The sequence below is a fragment of the Pseudomonas sp. XP1 genome (assembly GCF_053557675.1).
This window is the reverse complement of sequence record NZ_JBNRIJ010000044.1, coordinates 10,475-29,206: the sequence shown is the minus strand read 5'-3', so window position 1 is coordinate 29,206 and position 18,732 is coordinate 10,475. Positions and strand designations below refer to the sequence as shown.

The following is an 18,732-nucleotide window of genomic DNA, read 5'->3' as shown; positions in this document are numbered from 1 at the left end:
ACCTGCACCGGCGGCCATCACCGGCCCGGCATTGGGGCTGTCCCACAGCGGGCCCTGCTTGCGCCAGCAGGCCAGGGCCAGGCGCCGAGGCCCCGGCCGAACTCCAGTAGCGGTCGTCCAGCACGTTCTCGACACTGGCGCGCAAGGTAACCTGGGTGGCATCCACCTTGAACGCATAACGCGCGCCCAGGTCGTAACGCTCCCAACCGTCGATCTTCTTGCTGTTGTTCTGGTCCAGGTACTGCGAGCTCGAGTGGATGCCTCGCGCCGTCAGGGTCAGGCCGTTCACCCCAGGCACGTCCCATTCGGCGCCGAGGTTGACGTTGTACTCGGGCGTGGCCGGCGCGCGGTTGCCATCGTAGGCGCCACCGATGGTGTCGGTCAGTTCACTGTCGATGTACATCACCCCACCCAGCACACGCACGCCTTGCACGGGTTCACCGAACACGCTCAGTTCGATACCGCGGTTGTCGCGCTTGCCATTGGGGCCGAACACCCGCGACGTGGGGTTGGTTTCGTAGGCGGGCTGTCGGATGCGGAAGGCACTGGCGGTAAAGGCGACCTGGCCCAGGTCGTACTTGGCCCCCACCTCGACCTGGCGGCTGGTGAACGGTGGGAAGATCTGGTCTTCGTTGACCGATGTCGACGGCGCGATCTTGCCCTGGCTCAGGCCCTCCATGTAGTTGGCATACAACGACAGCTGGTCGGTAACCTTGAGCAGCACGCCGCCCGAGGGCGACACCTTCTCTTCATCGTAGGCGGTATCCCCCTTGATGCCGTCGCTCCAGTCATCCACTTGCACCCGCTGCCAGCGCGCACCCAAGGTCAGCAGCAGGCGGTCGTCGAAGAAGCCCAGGGTGTCGGCCAGAGCCACGCCGGAGAACCGGTTCTCCGTGTACACCTCGGGGTCGATGCGGGTTGGTGTGCCCGGTGTCGGCGTGGCCACCGGGTGGTAGAGGTTGCTGGGCGCCGAGGCATAGCGGGCGCCGCCGTTGGTGAAGTCCATGTAGAAGTAGGTGGCGGCCAGGTTCAGTTCGTGACTGACCGGCCCGGTATGGAACCAGTTGCGCACGCCGGCCATGGCGGTACGCACGGTTTCATCCCGGGTGAAGTCGCGCGGCTGCACGGTGAAGTCGCCGGCATCGTTGCTGATGGACACGTTGTGGCGCAGGAAGTCATGGTTGCTCTTGCGCGCGCCGACCGCGCCATAGGCCAGCAGCGACTCGCTGATATCGTACTCGGCATGCAGCGCACCGAAGGTGTCGTTGGTGCGTGCCTTGCTCCAGGCCTGGGCGTAGTTGTGGCGTACGTCGTTGGCATCCGGCACCTTGGCATTGGCACCGACCAGCACCCGCTCCTGCGGTGCATCGGTGTCGCGCTCGGTATGGCCGAGGTCTGCCGAAAGCCGCAGGCGCTCGCCACGAAAGTCCAGGCCCAGCACCGCCATTTCGCGCTCGACACGCTGGTGGTCCCATTCGGTGTCGCCCGCCTGTTTCACGCCATTGAAACGCACGCCGAACTGCTGGCCTTCGCCAAAGCGCCGGCCAATGTCCACCGCACCGCCTGCCTGGCCCGCCGAGGCGTGGCTGCCGGTAAACTCGGTGAGCGGCTGGTCGCCGGCCCGCTTGGGCTGCACATTGATGCCGCCGCCGACACTGCCTCGCGGTGAAATACCGTTGATCAGCTGGCTGGGACCTTTGATGATGTCGACCCGGTCGGCCATTTCCATGTCGATCGAGTAGGTCGGCAAGATGCCGTACAGGCCGTTGTAGGCCACATCGCTGTTGAACAGGCTGAAGCCGCGAATGGTGAACTGCTCGAAGCGCCCACCCGCCGGGTTGGTGGCGCGCACCGATGGGTCGCTGGCGATCAGCTCGCCCAAGGTTCGCGCCTGCTGATTCTTCACCAGTTCGCTGGTGTAGCTGGTGATGCTGAACGGGGTTTCCATGAAGTCGCGCGTACCCAGCAGGCCCTGTGAACCCTGACGGGCCACCTGGCCACCGGCATAGGGTTGCGTTTCGTTGCCTGCGGCCAGGCCACCGACGATGCTGGTCGGGGCGATTTCCAGCGCACTACCCGCCTGGGTGGCCGGCATCAACGTGAAAGCGCCCTCGCCCACCGGCAGCAACTGCAGGCCGCTGCCGCGCAGCAGTTGGGTGAAGCCTTCGTCGACACTGTAGCTGCCGGACAGGCCCTTGCTCTGCCGGCCGTTGACCAGCAGCGGGTCCAGCGACAGGCTGACCCCGGCCTGGTCGGCAAACTGGGTAAGTGCCGCCCCCAGGCTTGCGGCCGGCACCTGATAGCTGCGCCGGGCGGGTTCATCGGCCCAGGCTGGTGCACACAACAACAGGCTCATGGCGAACAGCGGATGTGCCGCACGCGCCAGTGGGCGCAGGCGGCAGGTCATGACAACAGGCATTGAACAAGGCTCCCCTTTATTTGCTCCTACCGGTAATGACCGGTGAGTGAAAAAAAGGGGACAGCCTCATGCGCGATTTTCTCGCGGGGCCAGGCTCACCCAATACCGCGTGCGCGTGTGCACCTGCAACGGCAGGCTGGCGGCAAGCAAGGCCAGCACCCGGTCGGTGTCGTCGAGGCGGAACGTGCCAGTCACGCGCAGGGCCTCCAGTTCGGGCGCCCAGCGCAGCACGCCGGGGCGGTACCTGCGCAGTTCTTGCAGCAGCTCGCCCAAGGGGCGGTCCTCAAGCCGCAGTACCCCTTCGCGCCAGCCCAGCAGCCATGCGTCCAGGCCAGTGACAGGGCCGACCCCGGCCACTTGCAGGCTGGCCTGCTGCCCGGCCTGCAGCAGCAGTGCCGGGCCGAGCCGCGGCTGCAGGTTGGCCGTGCCCTTGAGCACCGATACCCGGCAAGCCTGATCGACCAGGCGCAGGCACACCTCGCCGGCATCCAGCGCGACCTGGCCATAGGGCACCTGCAACGTCAGGCTCAGGTTGCCGGGCAACCTGACTGCCACTTCGCCACGCAACAATGTCAGGTGACGGGCGCCCAGGTCGATATCCGCCGCACTGTCGGTGTTCAACTGCACGAATGTGCCATCGTTCAGCAGCACCTGCCGGCGCTCCCCGACTGCGGTGCGCATGTCGGCGGCCCAGGCGTCCAGCGGCAGTTCGCGGCTTGCCAGCCAGGCCGCCGGCAACAATGCCGCCACACCCAAGGCCTGCTTGAGCAGCGCCCGGCGGCCGGTATCCGGGCGGTCCAGGGTGGCCATGGCCACTGCACCGGGTAGCGCTGAAAAGCGCTGGCGCAGCAGCAGTGCCTTTTGCCAGGCGTGTTCGTGCAAGGTGTTGCTGGTGCGCCATTGCTCCAGGCGCTGCAGGTCACCCTCGCTGGCAGCGCCAGAGTCCACCAGCGCCAGCCAGCGCGCGGCGGCCCGCAATGCCTCGCGGGTTTCAGGGGAATGGGTGGTCATTACAGTTCGGCCAGCAGGCAATGCTCGTAGGCCTGCGCCATGTAGCGTTTGACCGAGCGCTCGCCAACACCCAGACGCTTGCCGATCTCGGCATAGCCCAGGCCCTCCAGCTGGCTCCAGAGAAAGGCCTTGCGTACCGGCGCCCTGAGGCCGTCGAGCAACTCGTCGAGGGCTTGCAGGGTTTCCAGCAGCAGCCAACGCTGCTCTGGCGAGGGCACATGCTGCTCGGGCAAGTGCGCCAGTGCATCGAGGTAGGCTTGTTCCAGGCTGCGGCGCTGGTGGAAGTTGCTCAACAGGCGCTTGCCCACGGTCAGCAGGTAGGCACGCGGTTCACGAATGTCTGCCAGCGGCTGGGCGCTGGCCAGGATACGCAGGAAGGTATCCTGGCTGAGGTCGGCGGCATCCCAGGCGTTGCCCATGCGCCGCCGCAGCCAGGTTTCCAGCCAGCCGCGATGTTCCCGGTACAGGGCAGGCAGGCTATGCTCCGGTGGCGGCGCGGCGTCGATCATGGGGGAAGGCCCTGCGGTGGCGTAAATAAGATTAATTCTAATTTACACCGAGCCGCAGAACCAAGCGGTTTGTTACCTGTCAGGCAATCGCCGCATCCACCAGTACCTGCGCTTCCTGCACCAGGCGCTGCAGGTGCGCCTCATCGATGAAGCTTTCGGCGTAGATCTTGTAGATGTCCTCGGTGCCCGAGGGGCGCGCGGCGAACCAGCCATTGGCGGTCATCACCTTCAGCCCGCCGATCGCCTGACCGTTACCCGGCGCATGGCTGAGGATCTGCACGATCGGCTCACCCGCCAGTTCGGTCGACTTCACCTGCTCCGGCGCCAGCTTGCTCAGCAAAGCCTTCTGCCGGGCATCGGCCTTGGCTTCGACACGGGTGGCGAAAGGCTTGCCCAGCGCCTCGGTCAGGTCGGCGTAGGCCTGGCTGGGGTTGCGCCCGGTGCGGGCGGTCATCTCGGCAGCCAGCAAGGCCGGGATCAGCCCGTCCTTGTCAGTGGCCCAGACCGAGCCATCGCGGCGCAGGAACGAAGCCCCCGCGCTTTCCTCGCCACCAAAGCCCAGCGTGCCGTCGAACAGGCCCTGGGCGAAGAACTTGAATCCCACCGGCACTTCGTAAAGCTCACGGCCCAGGCGCTTGGTGACGCGGTCGATCAGGCCGCTGGACACCACGGTCTTGCCGACGGCGGCATCGCTGCGCCATTGCGGGCGGTGGCGATACAGGTAGTCGATGGCCACGGCCAGGTAGTTGTTCGGCTGCAGCAGGCCATCCGGGGTGACGATGCCATGGCGGTCGTGGTCCGGGTCGCAGGCGAAGGCCACGTCGAAGCGTTCGCGCAGGCCGATCAGGCCCTGCATGGCGTATGGCGATGACGGGTCCATGCGGATCTGGCCGTCCCAGTCGACGGTCATGAAGCGGAAGGTCGGGTCGACCTCGGTATTCACCACTTCCAGGTCCAGCTGGTAATGCTCGGCGATCGCCGACCAGTAGCGCACCCCTGCCCCGCCCAACGGGTCGACGCCCAGGCGCAGCTTGGCGCCGCGGATGACGTCGAAGTCGATGACGTTTTCCAGGTCGGCCACGTAGTTGCTCACGTAGTCGTGGCGCTGGGTGGTGGATGCCTGCAGCGCCTGGGCATGGTCCATGCGCTTGACGCCCACCAGGCCAGCGGCCAGCAGTTCGTTGGCCTTGGCCTCGATCCACTTGGTGACGTCGCTGTCGGCCGGGCCGCCGTTGGGCGGGTTGTACTTGAAGCCACCGCTTTGCGGCGGGTTGTGCGACGGAGTGATGACGATACCGTCGGCCAGGCCCTGCTCGCGGCCACGGTTGTGGCAGAGGATGGCATGGGAAACAGCAGGCGTTGGCGTGTATTCGTCGTCCTTGGACAGCATTACCTGCACGCCGTTGGCCGCCAGCACTTCCAGGGCGCTGGCGGTAGCCGGTGCCGACAGTGCGTGGGTGTCGGCGCCGATGAACAGCGGGCCATCGATGCCCTTCTCCTGGCGATACAGGCAGATGGCCTGGGTAATGGCCAGGACGTGGTACTCGTTGAAGCTCAATTCAAGCGAAGTGCCACGGTGCCCCGAGGTGCCGAAGGCCACCCGCTGGGCCGCCACGGCAGCGTCGGGGCGGCCGGTGTAGTAGGCGGTGAGCAGTCGGGGAATATCGACCAGCACGCTGGCCGGAGCCGGCTTGCCTGCCAAAGGACTGAGCGTCATGCAGAAACCTCGAGTTCAACGGATGTTGGTGTTGGAGCGTGCAGTTTACTGAGAGTTGCTTTGCTGTGCGATGGGCGGCAGCAAAGAATCGGTGAGCGCACCGCACATACCCTGTGGGAGCGGCTGTAGCCGCGAACACCGGCGCAGCCGGTGCCATGCACCGCGTTGGATTCTTCGCGGCTGAAGCCGCTCCACAGGGTACTTGCCAGCCACCGCGGTGCCTGCTTCGCGGGCTCGCCCGCTCCCACAATGGACCCACGCATGTCCCTCATCTCTGTAATGACCGGCTAGAGTGGTACCCATACACTCGAAAACGAGACCCCATGGCTTTCCACCGCCTGACCCACACCCACCCGCGCCTGAGCATCGCCACCGTGGTCGGCCTGCTCGGCGGCTGGCTGATCCCTGCCAGCGACAGCGTGCAGCACATCCTCGCCGGCTGGAACCTTGGCGTGTGGCTATACCTGCTGCTTGTGCTCTACCTGAGCTGGAGCGCCAGCCCGGAAAAGGTGCGCAAGGTCGCCCGCGTCGAAGACGAAAACGCCGGCCTGGTCCTGCTCACAGTGTGCATCGCTGCCATTGCCAGCCTCGCCGCCGTCACCCTGCAACTGGTGTCCAGCCGTGGCCTGCAAGGCACGGCGCTGGCGCTGCATTACCTCTATACCGGCCTGACCGTGGCCGGCTCCTGGCTGTTGATCGGCTGCATTTTCAGCCTGCACTACGCGCGGCTGTTCTATACCGGACAAAACCACGAACCGCCGCTGCGTTTCGCCGATGGCGAACGCAACCCCGATTACTGGGACTTCCACTACTTCTCGTTCACCATCAGCGTGGCTGTGCAAACCTCCGACGTGGGGGTCGCCGGCCGTGGCCTGCGCCGGGTGGTGCTGGCGCATTCGCTGGTAGGGTTCGTATTCAATACGGCGATCCTGGGGTTTACCATCAACATCGCTGCCGGCTTGCTCGGCTGATCGCACCGCTCGTCCGAAAACATCGTGCGGTAATGTCGATCACAGTGGCAGAAACTGGCGGCTTAACTGCCGTCAGCGGGCCAGAAAAACGTTTGCCTCGCGGGCCTGCGGCAAATGCCGTCCATGACAAGGATGTGACCTCTGTCATGTGTTAGCAAATTTGTCGTATTTACCGCCGAGAATACTCCATGACAGGTGCTATGGTTACCTTCCCGGCGGCCGCATCGATGTGGCCACCCGCTCACCACGTCCAGGTACGGACAAGGAGGCTGGCATGAACAAGATGACGTTCCCCAACGCCTGCCAGGTGATGCGCTGGCATTTCCACCCGCTGGGCTTCGAAGCCAGCATGGATGCGCCACGCAGCATGGTCGCGCGGCTTTTCGACCGCGCCACCGGCGAAACCCTGCTGGCGATTGCCGGCATCCCCTGCTCGGCGATAATGGCCGCTGCCGATGTAGAGCGCATCATCGAGGCCGTCGAGGCGGAGATGGATACCTTCATGCCCGCCTTCGCCTTGCGCGACGCGGTCTAGCCCACTGCGGTACTTTCCTGGCGCATGGCCTGCAACTTGCCCATGAACTGCTCGGCCGGCACCGGCTGGCCCAGCAGGTAGCCTTGCAGCGAATCACAGCCCAGGCGGGTCAGGAAGTCCTGCTGCCTGTCAGTCTCCACCCCTTCAGCAACGATACGCAGGCCCAGCGCCTGGCCCAGCGCCACGATTGCCGAAACGATCGCCGCATCGTCGCTGTCCTGCTCCAGGTCGCGCACGAAACCGCGGTCGATCTTCAGCTCGTTGGCCGGCAGGCGTTTGAGGTACATCAGGCTGGAGTAACCGGTGCCAAAGTCATCGATGGACAGGTCCACGCCCATGTCGGACAACCGCTGCAGCACCGTCAGGCTGGCATCGGCGTCGTGCATGGCGGTGGTTTCGGTAATTTCCAGGGTCAGGCAGTTGGCCGGCAGGCTGTTCTGCTGCAGGGCCCGGGCCACGCTCTCGACCAGCCCGGCATGGCAGAACTGGATGGCAGACAGGTTCACCGCCATGCGCCAGCCGTGGTGGCCCTGGTCCAGCCACTGGCGCATCTGCCGGCAGGCCTCGATGAGCACCCATTCGCCAATCGGAATGATCAGGCCGGTCTTTTCCGCCAGGCCGATGAAACGGTCGGGCAGCAACAGGCCCTGCTGCGGATGCTCCCAGCGCAGCAAGGCCTCGGCACCGATCGGCTGGCAATTCTGGGCGTCGAACTTGGGCTGGTAGTGCAGGCGGAACTGACGCTGCTCCAGGGCCTGGCGCAGGTCCTGCAATAGCTGCAATTGCTGGCGGGCGTTGCTGTTCATCGACGCGTCGAAGAAGCTGTAGCCATTCTTGCCGGCGCTCTTGGCGTGGTACATGGCGGCGTCGGCATTGCGCAGCAGCTCGTGCTGGTCCTGGCCATTGCCCGGGTACAGGACAATGCCCAGGCTCGCCGTCAACTGCAGGTCATGCTCGGCCACGCTGAACGGCCGTGACACCAGGTTGACCTGCTTGACCGCCACATCCATGGCATCGTTCGGCTCGCGCAGCTGCACCAGCAGCACGAATTCGTCGCCGCCGATGCGCGCCAGCGTGTCCTGGCTGTGCAGGTGCCCGCGCAGGCGTGTCGCCACCGCTTTGAGCAGCAAGTCGCCGACGTGGTGACCGAAGGCATCGTTGACTGGCTTGAAGCCGTCCAGGTCGATGAACATCAGGGCAAAGCAGCCGCCCTGCTCCGCTACCTTGGCGATGGCCTGCTCGATGCGGTCAGCCAGCAAAGTACGGTTGGGCAGGTCGGTGAGGGTGTCGTGCAGGGCCAGCTGGGTCAGTTCCTGGTTGGCCAGGGTCAGCGACCGGGCCAACTCGGCGGTGCGCGCCTCCAGGCGAGCGTCCAGCACCGAGGTGAGCAAGGCCACCGCCAGTACCGCCAAAGTGGTGATCAGCACCAGGTAGACCAGGCCGTCGCCTTGCAGGCCTCCCCCCACCAGCGCACCGCAGAAGCTACCATCGGGGAAATTCGCCGCGGCCATGCCGGTGTAGTGCATGCCGACGATGGCGAAGCCCATCACCACCGCCGCCAGGCCGCGAATCTGCCGCACATAAGGGGTGTGCGCGCGCAGCCTGAAGGCGATCCACAACGCCGCTGCCGAGGCGCCCACGGCAATCAGCAGCGAGGCCCCGAACAGCGTCGGGTCATAGTCGATGCCCGGCAACATGCGCAGCGCGGCCATGCCGGTGTAGTGCATGAAGGCGATGCCGGCGCCCATGATCAGCGCGCCAAACGCCAGCTGCTGCCACGGCAGGCTCGGCTGGCTGACCAGCCACAAGGCAAAGCCCGAGGACAACACGGCAATCAGCAACGAAAACGCGGTCAGGGCAAGGTCGTACCCAAGGTCGATGGGCAGGCTGAAGGCGAGCATGCCGATGAAGTGCATCGACCACACACCGATGCCCATGGCCAGCGCGCCACCACCCATCCACAGGCAGGCAGCCCGGCCTTTGGCCGTGGCGATGCGGCCGGTCAGGTCAAGGGCGGTATAGGACGCCAGGATCGCCACGCACAGCGAAATCAACACCAGCGAAGAGGAGTAGCTACCGGTCAGCATTGAGAGTTCCAGCGACGGGACGGGAGGCCCGGAAAAAGCTGACGATTGTACTCAAGCTTAGGGGAAACGCACGGGGTTTTTGCGAATGGGAATGGGTCCAAAGGGAAGACGCTATACGGCCTCGCAGGAATGCACTCTCTTTTGTGGGAGCGGCCTTGTGTCGCGAAAGGGCTGCGAAGCAGCCCCAGCAATATCAGCCATTGTGCCGAGAACCTGGGGCCGCTTTGCGGCCCTTTCGCGACACAAGGCCGCTCCCACAAAGCACTGCCAATATTTCAGTCCTGCTCGGCAAACGCCTGTTCCGCATCCCAACCACCACCCAGCGCGGCAACCAGCTGCACGCTTGCCACCAGGCGCCCCTGCAGCAGGTTCAACACACTGCGCTCGTTACTCAGCGCCGTGGTCTGCACGTTGACCACATCCAGGTAGCCGATCAGCCCGGCGCGGTACTGGTTCTCGGTCAGGCGCAGCGACTCGCGAGCGGCATCCAGCGCCTCCTGGCGCACCACCGCCTCATCGCCATAAACCTTCAACTGCACCAGCAGGTTTTCCACTTCCTTGAAGCCGTCGAGCACGGTCTGGCGGTACTGCGCCACGGTCTGGTCATACACCGCCACCGTGCGGTCCACCTCGGCACTGCGCTTGCCCGCGTCAAACAATGTGAGGGCCAGCTGCGGGCCCACCGACCAGTAGCGGTTGGGCAGTTCGATCCAGTTGCTGAAACTGCTGCTGGAGTAACCGCCACTCATGCTCAAGCTCAGGTCCGGGAAGTACGCCGCCCGCGACACGCCGATGTTGGCGTTGGCAGCCATCACGTTGCGCTCGGCCGCAGCGATGTCCGGGCGTCGCTCAAGCAGCTGCGAAGGCAGGGCCACCGGAATTTGCGGCAGCGCCGGAATGGCCTTGCTGTCGGCCAGGGCGAAGTCCGCCGGGGCCTTGCCCAGCAACACGGCAATGGCATTCTCGAACTGGGCGCGCTGCCAGACCAGGTCGATCAGATCGGCCTGGGTGCTCTTGAGCTGGGTGCGCGCCTGGGCCACCGCATCCGGGCCGGCGACGCCGGCGCGGTACTGGTTCTCGTTCATCCGCAGCGAGCGCTCATAGGCTGCCACGGTGGCTTCCAACAGGCGCTTCTGCTCGTCGATCACCCGAAGCTGCAGGTAGTTCTGCACCAGTTCCGACTGCTGGCTGAGGCGGATCGAGGCCAGGTCGGCCAGGCTGGCTTCGGCACTGGCTTCGTTGGCGTTGAGGGTTTCGCGCAACTTGCCCCACAGGTCGATTTCCCAGCTGACGCCGAGCTGGGCGTTGTAGGTGTTGCGAATGCCGCTGCTGTTGTTGGACAGGCTCGAGCTGGAGCTGCCGGTACCCTGGGCCGAGCGGTTCTTGCTGACACTCAGGTCCAGGCTGGGGAACAGTGCCGCCCGGCTGCTGCGCACCAGCGCCTGGGCCTGGCGGTACTGGGCCTCCGATTGCGCCACGGTCTGGTTGCTGCGGTTGAGCTCTTCGACCAGCGCATTGAGCCCGGCATCGCCGTAGATTTCCCACCAGGCGCCGCGGGCGATGGCATCGGACGGCGTGGCCTGGGTCCAGCCTTCGGCATGCTTGAACTGCGCCGTGCTGCTCAGCTCCGGGCGGTGGTAGTCCGGGCTCAGGGTGCAGGCGCTGAGCAGGGCGACGCACAACCCGGCACCGAGCAGGCGCGAGCCACGCCCACGGGTCAGCGTCTGCAGGGCGCGGTGAAGTGGGGTCTGGGCAAAAGTCATAGCGGGGTTTCCAGGGCGGCGTCGGTGCGCACGCCACGCCAACGGTTGAAACGGTGACGCAGGCGGTCCAGGTACAGGTAGACCACCGGTGTCGTGTAAAGGGTGAGGATCTGGCTGAATACCAGGCCGCCAATGATGGTCAGGCCCAGTGGCTGGCGCATTTCCGCGCCTTCGGCGCGGCTCAGCAGCAGCGGCAACGCACCGAGGATGGCCGCCAGGGTCGTCATCAGGATCGGCCGCAGGCGCAGCAGGCAGGCCCGGCGGATCGACTCTTCCGGTGTCAGGCCCTGGTGGCGCTCCAGCTGCAAGGCCAGGTCGATCATCAGGATGGCGTTCTTCTTCACCACGCCGATCAGCAAGAACAGCCCCAACAGCGAGATCAGGCTGAACTCACCGCCGGTAACGTACAACGCCAGCAAGGCACCGACGCCGGCCGAGGGCAGTGTCGAGAGGATGGTCAGCGGGTGAATGTAGCTTTCGTAGAGAATGCCCAGCACCAGATAGACAAGCACCAGGGCGCCAAGGATCATCAGCGGCTGGCCTTCCTGGGTCTTGGCGAAGGCATCGGCGGTACCACCGAGCTTGGCGATCACTTCCTCGGGCAAGCCCAGCTTGGCCACCGCACGCTCAAGCGCCGCCATGGCCTGGTCGGGGCTGTAGCCTTCGGCGACGTCGAAGGCGATGCTTTCGGCGGCGAACTGGCCTTCGTGGCTGACTCGGTCGTTGGCCAGGCTGTTCTCGTAGTGGGCAATGGTCGACAACGGTACACGGGCACCGTCGGCGGTAATCACCTGTACCTGCTCGAGAGTGCTCGGGTCCCAGGCGTACTTCGGGTTGATCTCCAGCACTACCTGGTACTGGTTGAGGCTGTCGTAGATGGTGGAGATCTGCCGCTGGCTGTAGGCGTTGTTCAGTACCGTGGTGACCATGTCCATGTCGATGCCCAGGCGCTTGGCCTGGTCGCGGTCGACTACCAGGGTCACCTGCTGGGTACCGGCACCGTCGCGGGCGTCGATGGCAGTCAGCTGCGGCAGTGTGCGCAGCGCCGCCACCACTTTCGGGAACCACTCGCGCAACGCCGTCAGGTCACCGCTCTGCAGGGAGTACAGGTACTGCGAAGAGGTCTGGTCACGGCCCCCTCCGCCCAGTTGCAGGTCCTGGTCGGCCATCAGGAACAGGCGCCCACCGGGTACCTTGGGCATTTCCTTGCGCAGGCGTTCTATCACCTTCTGTGCATCGATCTTGCGCTCGCTGATCGGCTTCAGGCGCACCAGCACAAAGGCGTTGTTGGTGCCGCTGTTGCCGCCGATGAAGCCGGCAACGCTCTGCACCGCCGGGTCGGCCAGCAAGGCGCGGCGGTAGATTTCCATTTTCGGCTGCATCACGCTGAACGACAGGCCGTCGTCGCCACGGATGAAGCCCATCAGCTGGCCGGTGTCCTGCTGCGGCATCAGCGTCTTGGGCACCACCACATAAAGGGCGATGTTGATGCCGATGGTGGCCACCAGGCTGATCAGCGTCAGGCGCTTGTGGCGCAAGGCCCAGCCCAGGCTGCGGTCATAGGCATCGACCATGCGCTGGTGCAGTTGGTCGCTCCAGCGCTGCAGGCGGGTCTGCTCGGCCTGCTGCGGCTTGAGCCAGCGGGCACACAACATCGGCGTGAGGGTCAGCGACACCACCAGCGACACGATGATCGCCGCCGCCAGGGTGATGGAGAACTCCTGGAACAGGTTGCGCACGATGCCGCCCATGAACAGGATGGAGACGAACACCGCCACCAGCGACACGTTCATTGACAGCAAGGTGAAACCCACTTCCTTGGCGCCCAGGAAGGCCGCTTTCATCGGCGGCTGGCCATCCTCGATGTGCCGCGAGATGTTCTCCAGCACCACGATGGCATCGTCCACCACCAGGCCGGTGGCAAGAATAAGCGCCATCAGCGACAGGTTGTTGAGCGAGAACCCGCACAGGTACATGACCGCGAAGGTGCCCACCAGTGACACCGGCACCGCCAGGCTGGGGATCAGCGACGCCCGCAGGCTGCCGAGGAACAGGTAGACCACCAGGATCACCAGCACCACGGCGATCAGCAGGGTATGCTCGGCCTCCTTGAGGGTGGCCTTGATCACTGGCGAGCGGTCCATGGCCACGTTCAGTTGCACGCTGGCCGGCAACAGCGACTGCAGGGCCGGCAGCTGCGCCTTGATCTGGTCGACCGTTTCGATGATGTTGGCGCCGGTCTGGCGGTTGACCACCAGCAGCACCGCGCTCTGGTCATTGAAGAAGCCGCTGTTGTAGCGGTTCTCGACGCCGTCGGTGATGGTCGCCACGTCGGACAGGCGCAGGATCGTGCCGTTCTGCTGGCGGATAACCACGGGCTCGTAGTCCTTGGCGCTTTCCAGCTGGTCATTGGCACGCACCTGCCAGTTGCGCTCGGCGTCTTCGACAAAGCCCATCGGCCGGCGCTGGTTGGCGTTGGACACCGCAGTGCGCACTTCATCCAGCGCCAGGCCGTACTGGTTGAGCAACTGCGGCTCGACGGCAATGCGCACCGCCGGCAGCGAACTGCCGCCGATCTGCACCTCCCCTACCCCCGGCACCTGGGCCAGGCTCTGCGACAGGATGGTATCTGCCAGGTCGTACAGCTGGCCTTTCTGCAGCACGTCCGAGGTCAGTGACAGCACCATGATCGGTGCCTGTGACGGGTTGATCTTCTTGTAGGTGGGCATGCTGCGCATACCGCTGGGCAGAAGGTTGCGGGTGGCGTTGATCGCCGCCTGCACCTCACGCGCCGCACCGTCGATGTCACGGCCCATCTCGAAGCCGATGATCACCCGTGTGGAGCCCTGGTTGGAGCTGCTGGTCAGGGTGGTCACGCCGGCGATGCTGCCCAGCTTGCGCTCCAGCGGCGTGGCCACGGTGGAGGCCATGACTTCCGGGCTGGCGCCGGACAGGTTGGCCGACACCACGATCACCGGGAAGTCCATCTGTGGCAGCGGCGCCACCGGCAGCAGGCCGAAGCTGACCCCACCCAGCAGCATGATCGCCAGGCTCAACAGCATGGTCGCCACCGGGCGACGGATGAAAGGACCGGACAGGTTCATGCCTCGGCCTGCTTCACGTCAGTGGCCGGGCGCCAGCGGCGGGCCAGGCGGTCGAAATACAGGTAGATGACCGGGGTGGTGAACAACGTCAGCACCTGGCTGACCAGCAACCCGCCCACCATCACCAGGCCCAGCGGCTGGCGCAGCTCGGCGCCTGAACCGGTGGCGAGCATCAGCGGCACGGCGCCGAACAGCGCGGCCAGGGTGGTCATCAGGATCGGCCGGAAGCGCAGCAGCGCCGCCTGGTAGATGGCATCACGCGGGCTCATGCCCTGCTGGCGCTCGGCCTCGAGAGCGAAGTCGATCATCATGATCGCGTTCTTCTTGACGATGCCGATCAGCAGGATGATGCCGATGATGGCGATCATGCCCAGGTCGTTGCCGCTGATGAGCAAGGCCAGCAAGGCGCCGACCGCCGCCGACGGCAGGGTCGAAAGAATGGTAACCGGGTGGATGTAGCTCTCGTATAGCACGCCCAGCACGATGTACATGGTCACCACCGCCGCCAGGATCAACAGCAAGGTGCTCGACAGCGATGCCTGGAAGGCCTCCGCCGCGCCCTGGAAGCGGGTCTGCACGCCCAGCGGCATGCCGATGTCCTTCTGCACCTGCTCGATCACCTGCACCGCCTCGCCCAGCGAAGCGCCGTGGGCCAGGTTGAACGACAGGGTCACCGCCGGGAACTGGCCGATGTGGGAAATGGCCAGCTGGGCCTGGCGCTGCTCGATGCGCGCCAGCGCCGACAGGCGCACCTGGCCGCCATCGGTGGCCTTGACGTGGATCGACTCCAGCGCCTGCGGGCCGATCACCGCCGCATCCTGCGATTGCAGCACCACGCGGTATTGGCTGGCCTGGGTGTAGATGGTCGAGATCTGGCGCTGGCCGAAGGCGTCGTACAGGGCGTTGGTGATCTGCGACACGCTGATGCCCAGGCGGCTGGCCATGTCGCGGTCGATCACCAGGTACACCTGCAGGCCCTTGTCCTGCAGGTCGCTGGCCACGTCGGCCAGTTCCGGGCGCTGCTGCAGCGCCTGCACCAGCTTGCCGCTCCATTGCGCCAGCAGGTCGGCGTCCGGCGACGACAGGCTGAACTGGTACTGGGTACGGCTGACCCGGTCTTCGATGCTCAGGTCCTGCACCGGCTGCATGAACAGGCGAATACCCACCAACCGGTCGACTTGCGGCTGCAGGCGGTTGATCACCTGGGTGGCCGTGACATCACGCTCGCCATGGGGCTTGAGGTTGATCAGCAGACGGCCGCTGTTGAGCGTGGCGTTGTCGCCATCGACACCGATGTAGGACGACAGGCTCTGCACTGCAGGGTCCTGCAGGATCACCTTGCTCAGGGCTTGCTGGCGTTCGCTCATGGCGGCGAACGAGGTGGACTGCGGCGCTTCGGAAATGCCCTGGATCACCCCGGTGTCCTGCACCGGGAAGAAGCCCTTGGGCACCACCATGTACAGGAATACGGTGAGCGCCAGGCTGGCCACGGCAACCAGCAGCGTCAGCGGCTGGCGCTTGAGTACCCACTGCAGGGCGCTGCCGTAGTGCCTGATCAGCCAGTCGATCCAGGCGCCACTGGCGCGGTAGAAACGGCCCTGCTCCTCTTCCTTGGGCTCGCGCTTGAGCAGGCGCGCGCACATCATCGGCGTGAGGGTCAGCGATACCACCAGGGAAATCAGGATGGCCACCGCCAGGGTGATGGCGAACTCGCGGAACAGGCGGCCGACCACATCGGCCATGAACAGCAGCGGGATCAGTACCGCGATCAGCGAGAAGGTCAGCGAGATCAGGGTGAAGCCGATTTGCCGGGCGCCCTTGAGCGCCGCCTGCATGGGCGTCTCGCCCTCCTCGATGTGCCGGGAGATGTTCTCCAGCATGACGATGGCGTCGTCGACCACGAAACCGGTGGCGATGGTCAGGGCCATCAGCGTCAGGTTGTTGACCGAGAAGCCGGCCAGGTACATCACGCCGAAGGTGCCAATCAGCGACAACGGCACGGCGATCGACGGAATGAGGGTGGCGCTGAAACGGCGCAGGAAGACGAACGTGACCATCACCACCAGGGCGATGGCGATCAGCAGCTCGTTCTGCACGTCCTTGACCGCGGCGCGGATGGTCTGAGTGCGGTCAGTGAGTACCGAAACATCAAGGCCGGCCGGCAGGTTGTCGGTGATCGACGGCAGCAGGGCCTTGATGCGGTCGACCACTTCGATGACGTTGGCGCCCGGCTGGCGCTGAATGTTCAGCAGCACGGCGTGGTTTTCGTTGGCCCAGGCGGCCAGGCGCTCGTTTTCCGCGCCGTCGACGATTTCGGCCACGTCCTTCAGGCGCAGCGGTGCACCGTTGTTGTAGGCCAGGATCAGGTTGGCGTATTCCTCTGGGGAACGCAGCTGGTCGTTGGCATCGAGCATCGACACCCGGGTCGGGCCGTCGAAGTTGCCCTTGGGCTGGTTGACGTTGGAGGCGCCGATCAGGGTGCGTACGTCCTCCAGGTTCAGCCCGTTGGCGGCCAGGGCGTCGACGTTGACCTTGATCCGCACCGCCTGGCGCTGGCCGCCGGCGATGCTGACCATGCCCACACCGCTGATCTGCGCGAGCTTCTGGGCCACGCGGGTGTCGACCAGGTCGTTGAGCTTGGGCAGCGGCATGGTCTTGCTGGAGATGGCCAAGGTCAGCACCGGTGTGTCAGCCGGGTTGACCTTGTTGTACACCGGTGGCGCCGGCAGGTCGCTGGGCAGCAGGTTGCTGGCGGCGTTGATCGCGGCCTGCACCTGCTGCTCGGCAACGTCCATGTTCATGTCGAGGTTGAAGCGCAAGGTCAGCACCGAGGCGCCGCCGGAGCTGGTCGAGGCCATCTGCTGCAGGCCCGGCATCTGGCCGAACTGGCGTTCAAGCGGTGCGGTAACGGCGCTGGTCATGACCTGTGGGCTGGCACCGGGGTACAGGGTCATGACCCGGATGGTCGGGTAATCCACCTGCGGCAAGGCGGAAACCGGCAGCAGCTTGTAGGCGATCAGGCCGGCCAGGACGATAGCCAGCATGCTCAGCGTGGTGGCAACCGGCCTCAGGATGAACAGACGCGAGAGGTTCATGCGCCCGCCTTGCCTGCTGCGCTACCAGGCTGTGCTTCAGCGGGTTGCACGCCACCAGTGCTTGCCGAACCCTTGGCTTCCTGGCCTTGCAGGTGCTGGCCCGGGGTGGTCGGCACCTGCGAGCTGTCTTCGACCACTTCCACCTTGGTGCCTTCGCGCAGGCGGTCGGTGCCCTCCAGCACCAGGCGGTCGCCGGCCTTCAGGCCCTCGAGGATGACGCTGTTCTCGCCGTCGCTGGCCCCTACCTTGAGCTTGCGCACATTCACCTTGCTCTCGTCGTTGACCACATAGGCGAAGGTGCCGTCGTTGCCGAACTGGATGGCCGCCGACGGGGCCATGGTCACCTGCTTGAGGGTATCGGCCAGCAGGCGCACGTTGACGAACTGGTTGGGGAACAGGGCCAGGTCCTTGTTCTCGAAGCGGCCCTTGAACTTGAGTGTGCCGGTAGTGGTGTCGATCTGGTTGTCGATGCTGCCCAGCACGCCGGTGGACTGCAGCTTGCTGTCACTGCGGTCCCAGGCTTCGACCGGCAGGCTGGCGCCGCTGCGGTAGCGTTCCAGCACGGTGCTCAACTCGGTTTCCGGCAGGGTGAAGGCAACGCTGATCGGCTCGGTCTGGGTGATCACCACCAGCGCGGTGGTGTCGTTGGCCGCCACCAGGTTGCCCAGGTCGAGCTGGCGCAGGCCCACGCGGCCGTTGATCGGCGCGCGGATCTGGGTGAAATCGAGGTTCAGGCGGGCGTCGTTGACCTGCGCCTGGTTGGTCTTCACCAGCCCCTGGAACTGCGCCACCTGCGCTTCGGCGGTGTCGAGGGTTTGCTTGGCGATGCTGTCTTCGGCGTACAGGCCTTTATAGCGGGCCAGGTCGACCTGGGCGTTCTTCAGCTGCGCCTGGTTCTGCGCCAGGGTGCCTTCGGCCTGTTGCAGGGCGATGCGATACGGGCGCGGGTCGATCTCGGCGAGCAGGTCGCCGGCCTTGACCTGCTGGCCTTCCTTGAAGTGGATCTTGACCAGCTCGCCAGCCACACGGCTGCGCACGTTGACGGTGTTGGTCGCAGTGACGGTGCCCAGGGCCTTGTAGTACAACGGGAAGTCGCCGACCCGTACCGGCTCGACGCGTACCGGCACCGGGTCGCTGGAGCCGCCGAAGCCTGGGCGCCCGCCCATCATGCCCGTGCCCTTGCCACCGCGCCCGCCACCGGCTTCTTTAGGCGCAGGCGCTGCTGCGGGCCACAGCCACCAGGCCAGTGCAGCCACCAGCAGCAGGATCAGCAGGCCTACGAGCCAGCGACGAGGGGAACGGGAATTGGACGCTTGCATGGGTTGAACGAACCTTGTTCGGAATGACGACTTGGGGAGGATGAACGATAAGCACTGGCATCGTTTTAGCAAAGCGCCTTTACCAGAGGTTTACCTTTGCCTGACGTTGCCAAGGGTTTGAACTTTAAATGAAAACGGCCCGGAACGTGTTCCGGGCCGTTTACAGGGTGTTGCCTGGAGCAGGTGGCGGGCTGAAAGGTTT

Annotated in this window: 10 protein-coding genes and 2 pseudogenes; 2 read left to right on the top strand and 10 right to left on the bottom strand. The window is 65.3% G+C overall.

The window, feature by feature from the left end:
• From ACK1U9_RS23805 to pgm, 5 genes and pseudogenes are all read right to left on the bottom strand, one after another.
• Positions 1–93: pseudogene (locus tag ACK1U9_RS23805) on the bottom strand (cobalamin biosynthesis protein); the annotation flags it as partial.
• Positions 68–2,419, bottom strand: a pseudogene (locus tag ACK1U9_RS23800) (TonB-dependent siderophore receptor); the annotation flags it as partial. The pseudogenes ACK1U9_RS23800 and ACK1U9_RS23805, both read right to left, overlap by 26 nt.
• A gap of 66 nt (positions 2,420–2,485) precedes the next feature.
• The gene (locus tag ACK1U9_RS23795; protein ID WP_342247925.1) at positions 2,486–3,430 is read right to left on the bottom strand and encodes a FecR domain-containing protein; all 945 of its coding nucleotides are present in this window, start codon (positions 3,428–3,430) and stop codon (positions 2,486–2,488) included.
• The gene (locus tag ACK1U9_RS23790) at positions 3,430–3,939 is read right to left on the bottom strand and encodes a sigma-70 family RNA polymerase sigma factor (RefSeq protein WP_153670829.1); all 510 of its coding nucleotides are present in this window, start codon (positions 3,937–3,939) and stop codon (positions 3,430–3,432) included. The genes ACK1U9_RS23795 and ACK1U9_RS23790 overlap by 1 nt, the downstream gene beginning before the upstream one ends.
• 79 nt (positions 3,940–4,018) lie before the next feature.
• Positions 4,019–5,656: a phosphoglucomutase (alpha-D-glucose-1,6-bisphosphate-dependent) gene (gene pgm, locus ACK1U9_RS23785; protein WP_153670828.1), complete on the bottom strand. Its 1,638-nt coding sequence runs from the start codon at positions 5,654–5,656 to the stop codon at positions 4,019–4,021.
• A gap of 323 nt (positions 5,657–5,979) precedes the next feature.
• On the opposite strand from pgm, the gene ACK1U9_RS23780 reads away from it, so the two are divergent.
• Both ACK1U9_RS23780 and ACK1U9_RS23775 read left to right on the top strand, forming a co-directional pair.
• On the top strand, positions 5,980–6,627 hold the full coding sequence (locus ACK1U9_RS23780; RefSeq protein ID WP_046615420.1) for a DUF1345 domain-containing protein: 648 nt from the start codon (positions 5,980–5,982) through the stop codon (positions 6,625–6,627).
• Between the two features lie 274 nt (positions 6,628–6,901).
• Entirely contained in the window at positions 6,902–7,162 is a 261-nt protein-coding gene (locus ACK1U9_RS23775; protein WP_046615421.1) for a DUF1652 domain-containing protein, read from the top strand.
• Here the strand turns inward: ACK1U9_RS23775 and ACK1U9_RS23770 are convergent.
• The 5 genes from ACK1U9_RS23770 to ACK1U9_RS23750 form a co-directional block, all read right to left on the bottom strand.
• On the bottom strand, positions 7,159–9,249 hold the full coding sequence (locus tag ACK1U9_RS23770) for a putative bifunctional diguanylate cyclase/phosphodiesterase (RefSeq protein WP_085599043.1): 2,091 nt from the start codon (positions 9,247–9,249) through the stop codon (positions 7,159–7,161). The two genes, ACK1U9_RS23775 and ACK1U9_RS23770, sit on opposite strands and share 4 nt — an antisense overlap.
• Before the next feature lie 275 nt (positions 9,250–9,524).
• A complete protein-coding gene (locus tag ACK1U9_RS23765; RefSeq protein WP_108480128.1) occupies positions 9,525–11,012 on the bottom strand; it encodes an efflux transporter outer membrane subunit in 1,488 nt (495 codons plus the stop codon).
• Positions 11,009–14,116 (bottom strand): efflux RND transporter permease subunit, encoded by a 3,108-nt coding sequence (locus ACK1U9_RS23760; RefSeq protein ID WP_046615424.1) that lies wholly within the window; start codon positions 14,114–14,116, stop codon positions 11,009–11,011. Before ACK1U9_RS23760 ends, ACK1U9_RS23765 begins: the two co-directional genes overlap by 4 nt.
• Positions 14,113–17,211 (bottom strand): MdtB/MuxB family multidrug efflux RND transporter permease subunit, encoded by a 3,099-nt coding sequence (locus tag ACK1U9_RS23755; RefSeq protein WP_449110221.1) that lies wholly within the window; start codon positions 17,209–17,211, stop codon positions 14,113–14,115. The genes ACK1U9_RS23760 and ACK1U9_RS23755 overlap by 4 nt, the downstream gene beginning before the upstream one ends.
• Positions 17,208–18,530, bottom strand: a complete 1,323-nt coding sequence (locus tag ACK1U9_RS23750; RefSeq protein ID WP_046615427.1) for an MdtA/MuxA family multidrug efflux RND transporter periplasmic adaptor subunit — start codon at positions 18,528–18,530, stop codon at positions 17,208–17,210. Before ACK1U9_RS23750 ends, ACK1U9_RS23755 begins: the two co-directional genes overlap by 4 nt.
• Positions 18,531–18,732: the final 202 nt, after the last annotated feature.

What these genes read in the sequence shown, in the direction of transcription:
- ACK1U9_RS23760 (WP_046615424.1), bottom strand. Translation starts at nt 14,116, where the DNA reads ATGAACCTGTCCGGTCCTTTCATCCGTCGCCCGGTGGCGACCATGCTG.
- ACK1U9_RS23770 (WP_085599043.1), bottom strand. Translation starts at nt 9,249, where the DNA reads ATGCTGACCGGTAGCTACTCCTCTTCGCTGGTGTTGATTTCGCTGTGC.
- ACK1U9_RS23765 (WP_108480128.1), bottom strand. Translation starts at nt 11,012, where the DNA reads ATGACTTTTGCCCAGACCCCACTTCACCGCGCCCTGCAGACGCTGACC.
- ACK1U9_RS23790 (WP_153670829.1), bottom strand. Translation starts at nt 3,939, where the DNA reads ATGATCGACGCCGCGCCGCCACCGGAGCATAGCCTGCCTGCCCTGTAC.
- ACK1U9_RS23780 (WP_046615420.1), top strand. Translation starts at nt 5,980, where the DNA reads ATGGCTTTCCACCGCCTGACCCACACCCACCCGCGCCTGAGCATCGCC.
- ACK1U9_RS23795 (WP_342247925.1), bottom strand. Translation starts at nt 3,430, where the DNA reads ATGACCACCCATTCCCCTGAAACCCGCGAGGCATTGCGGGCCGCCGCG.
- ACK1U9_RS23755 (WP_449110221.1), bottom strand. Translation starts at nt 17,211, where the DNA reads ATGAACCTCTCGCGTCTGTTCATCCTGAGGCCGGTTGCCACCACGCTG.
- ACK1U9_RS23750 (WP_046615427.1), bottom strand. Translation starts at nt 18,530, where the DNA reads ATGCAAGCGTCCAATTCCCGTTCCCCTCGTCGCTGGCTCGTAGGCCTG.
- ACK1U9_RS23775 (WP_046615421.1), top strand. Translation starts at nt 6,902, where the DNA reads ATGAACAAGATGACGTTCCCCAACGCCTGCCAGGTGATGCGCTGGCAT.
- pgm (WP_153670828.1), bottom strand. Translation starts at nt 5,656, where the DNA reads ATGACGCTCAGTCCTTTGGCAGGCAAGCCGGCTCCGGCCAGCGTGCTG.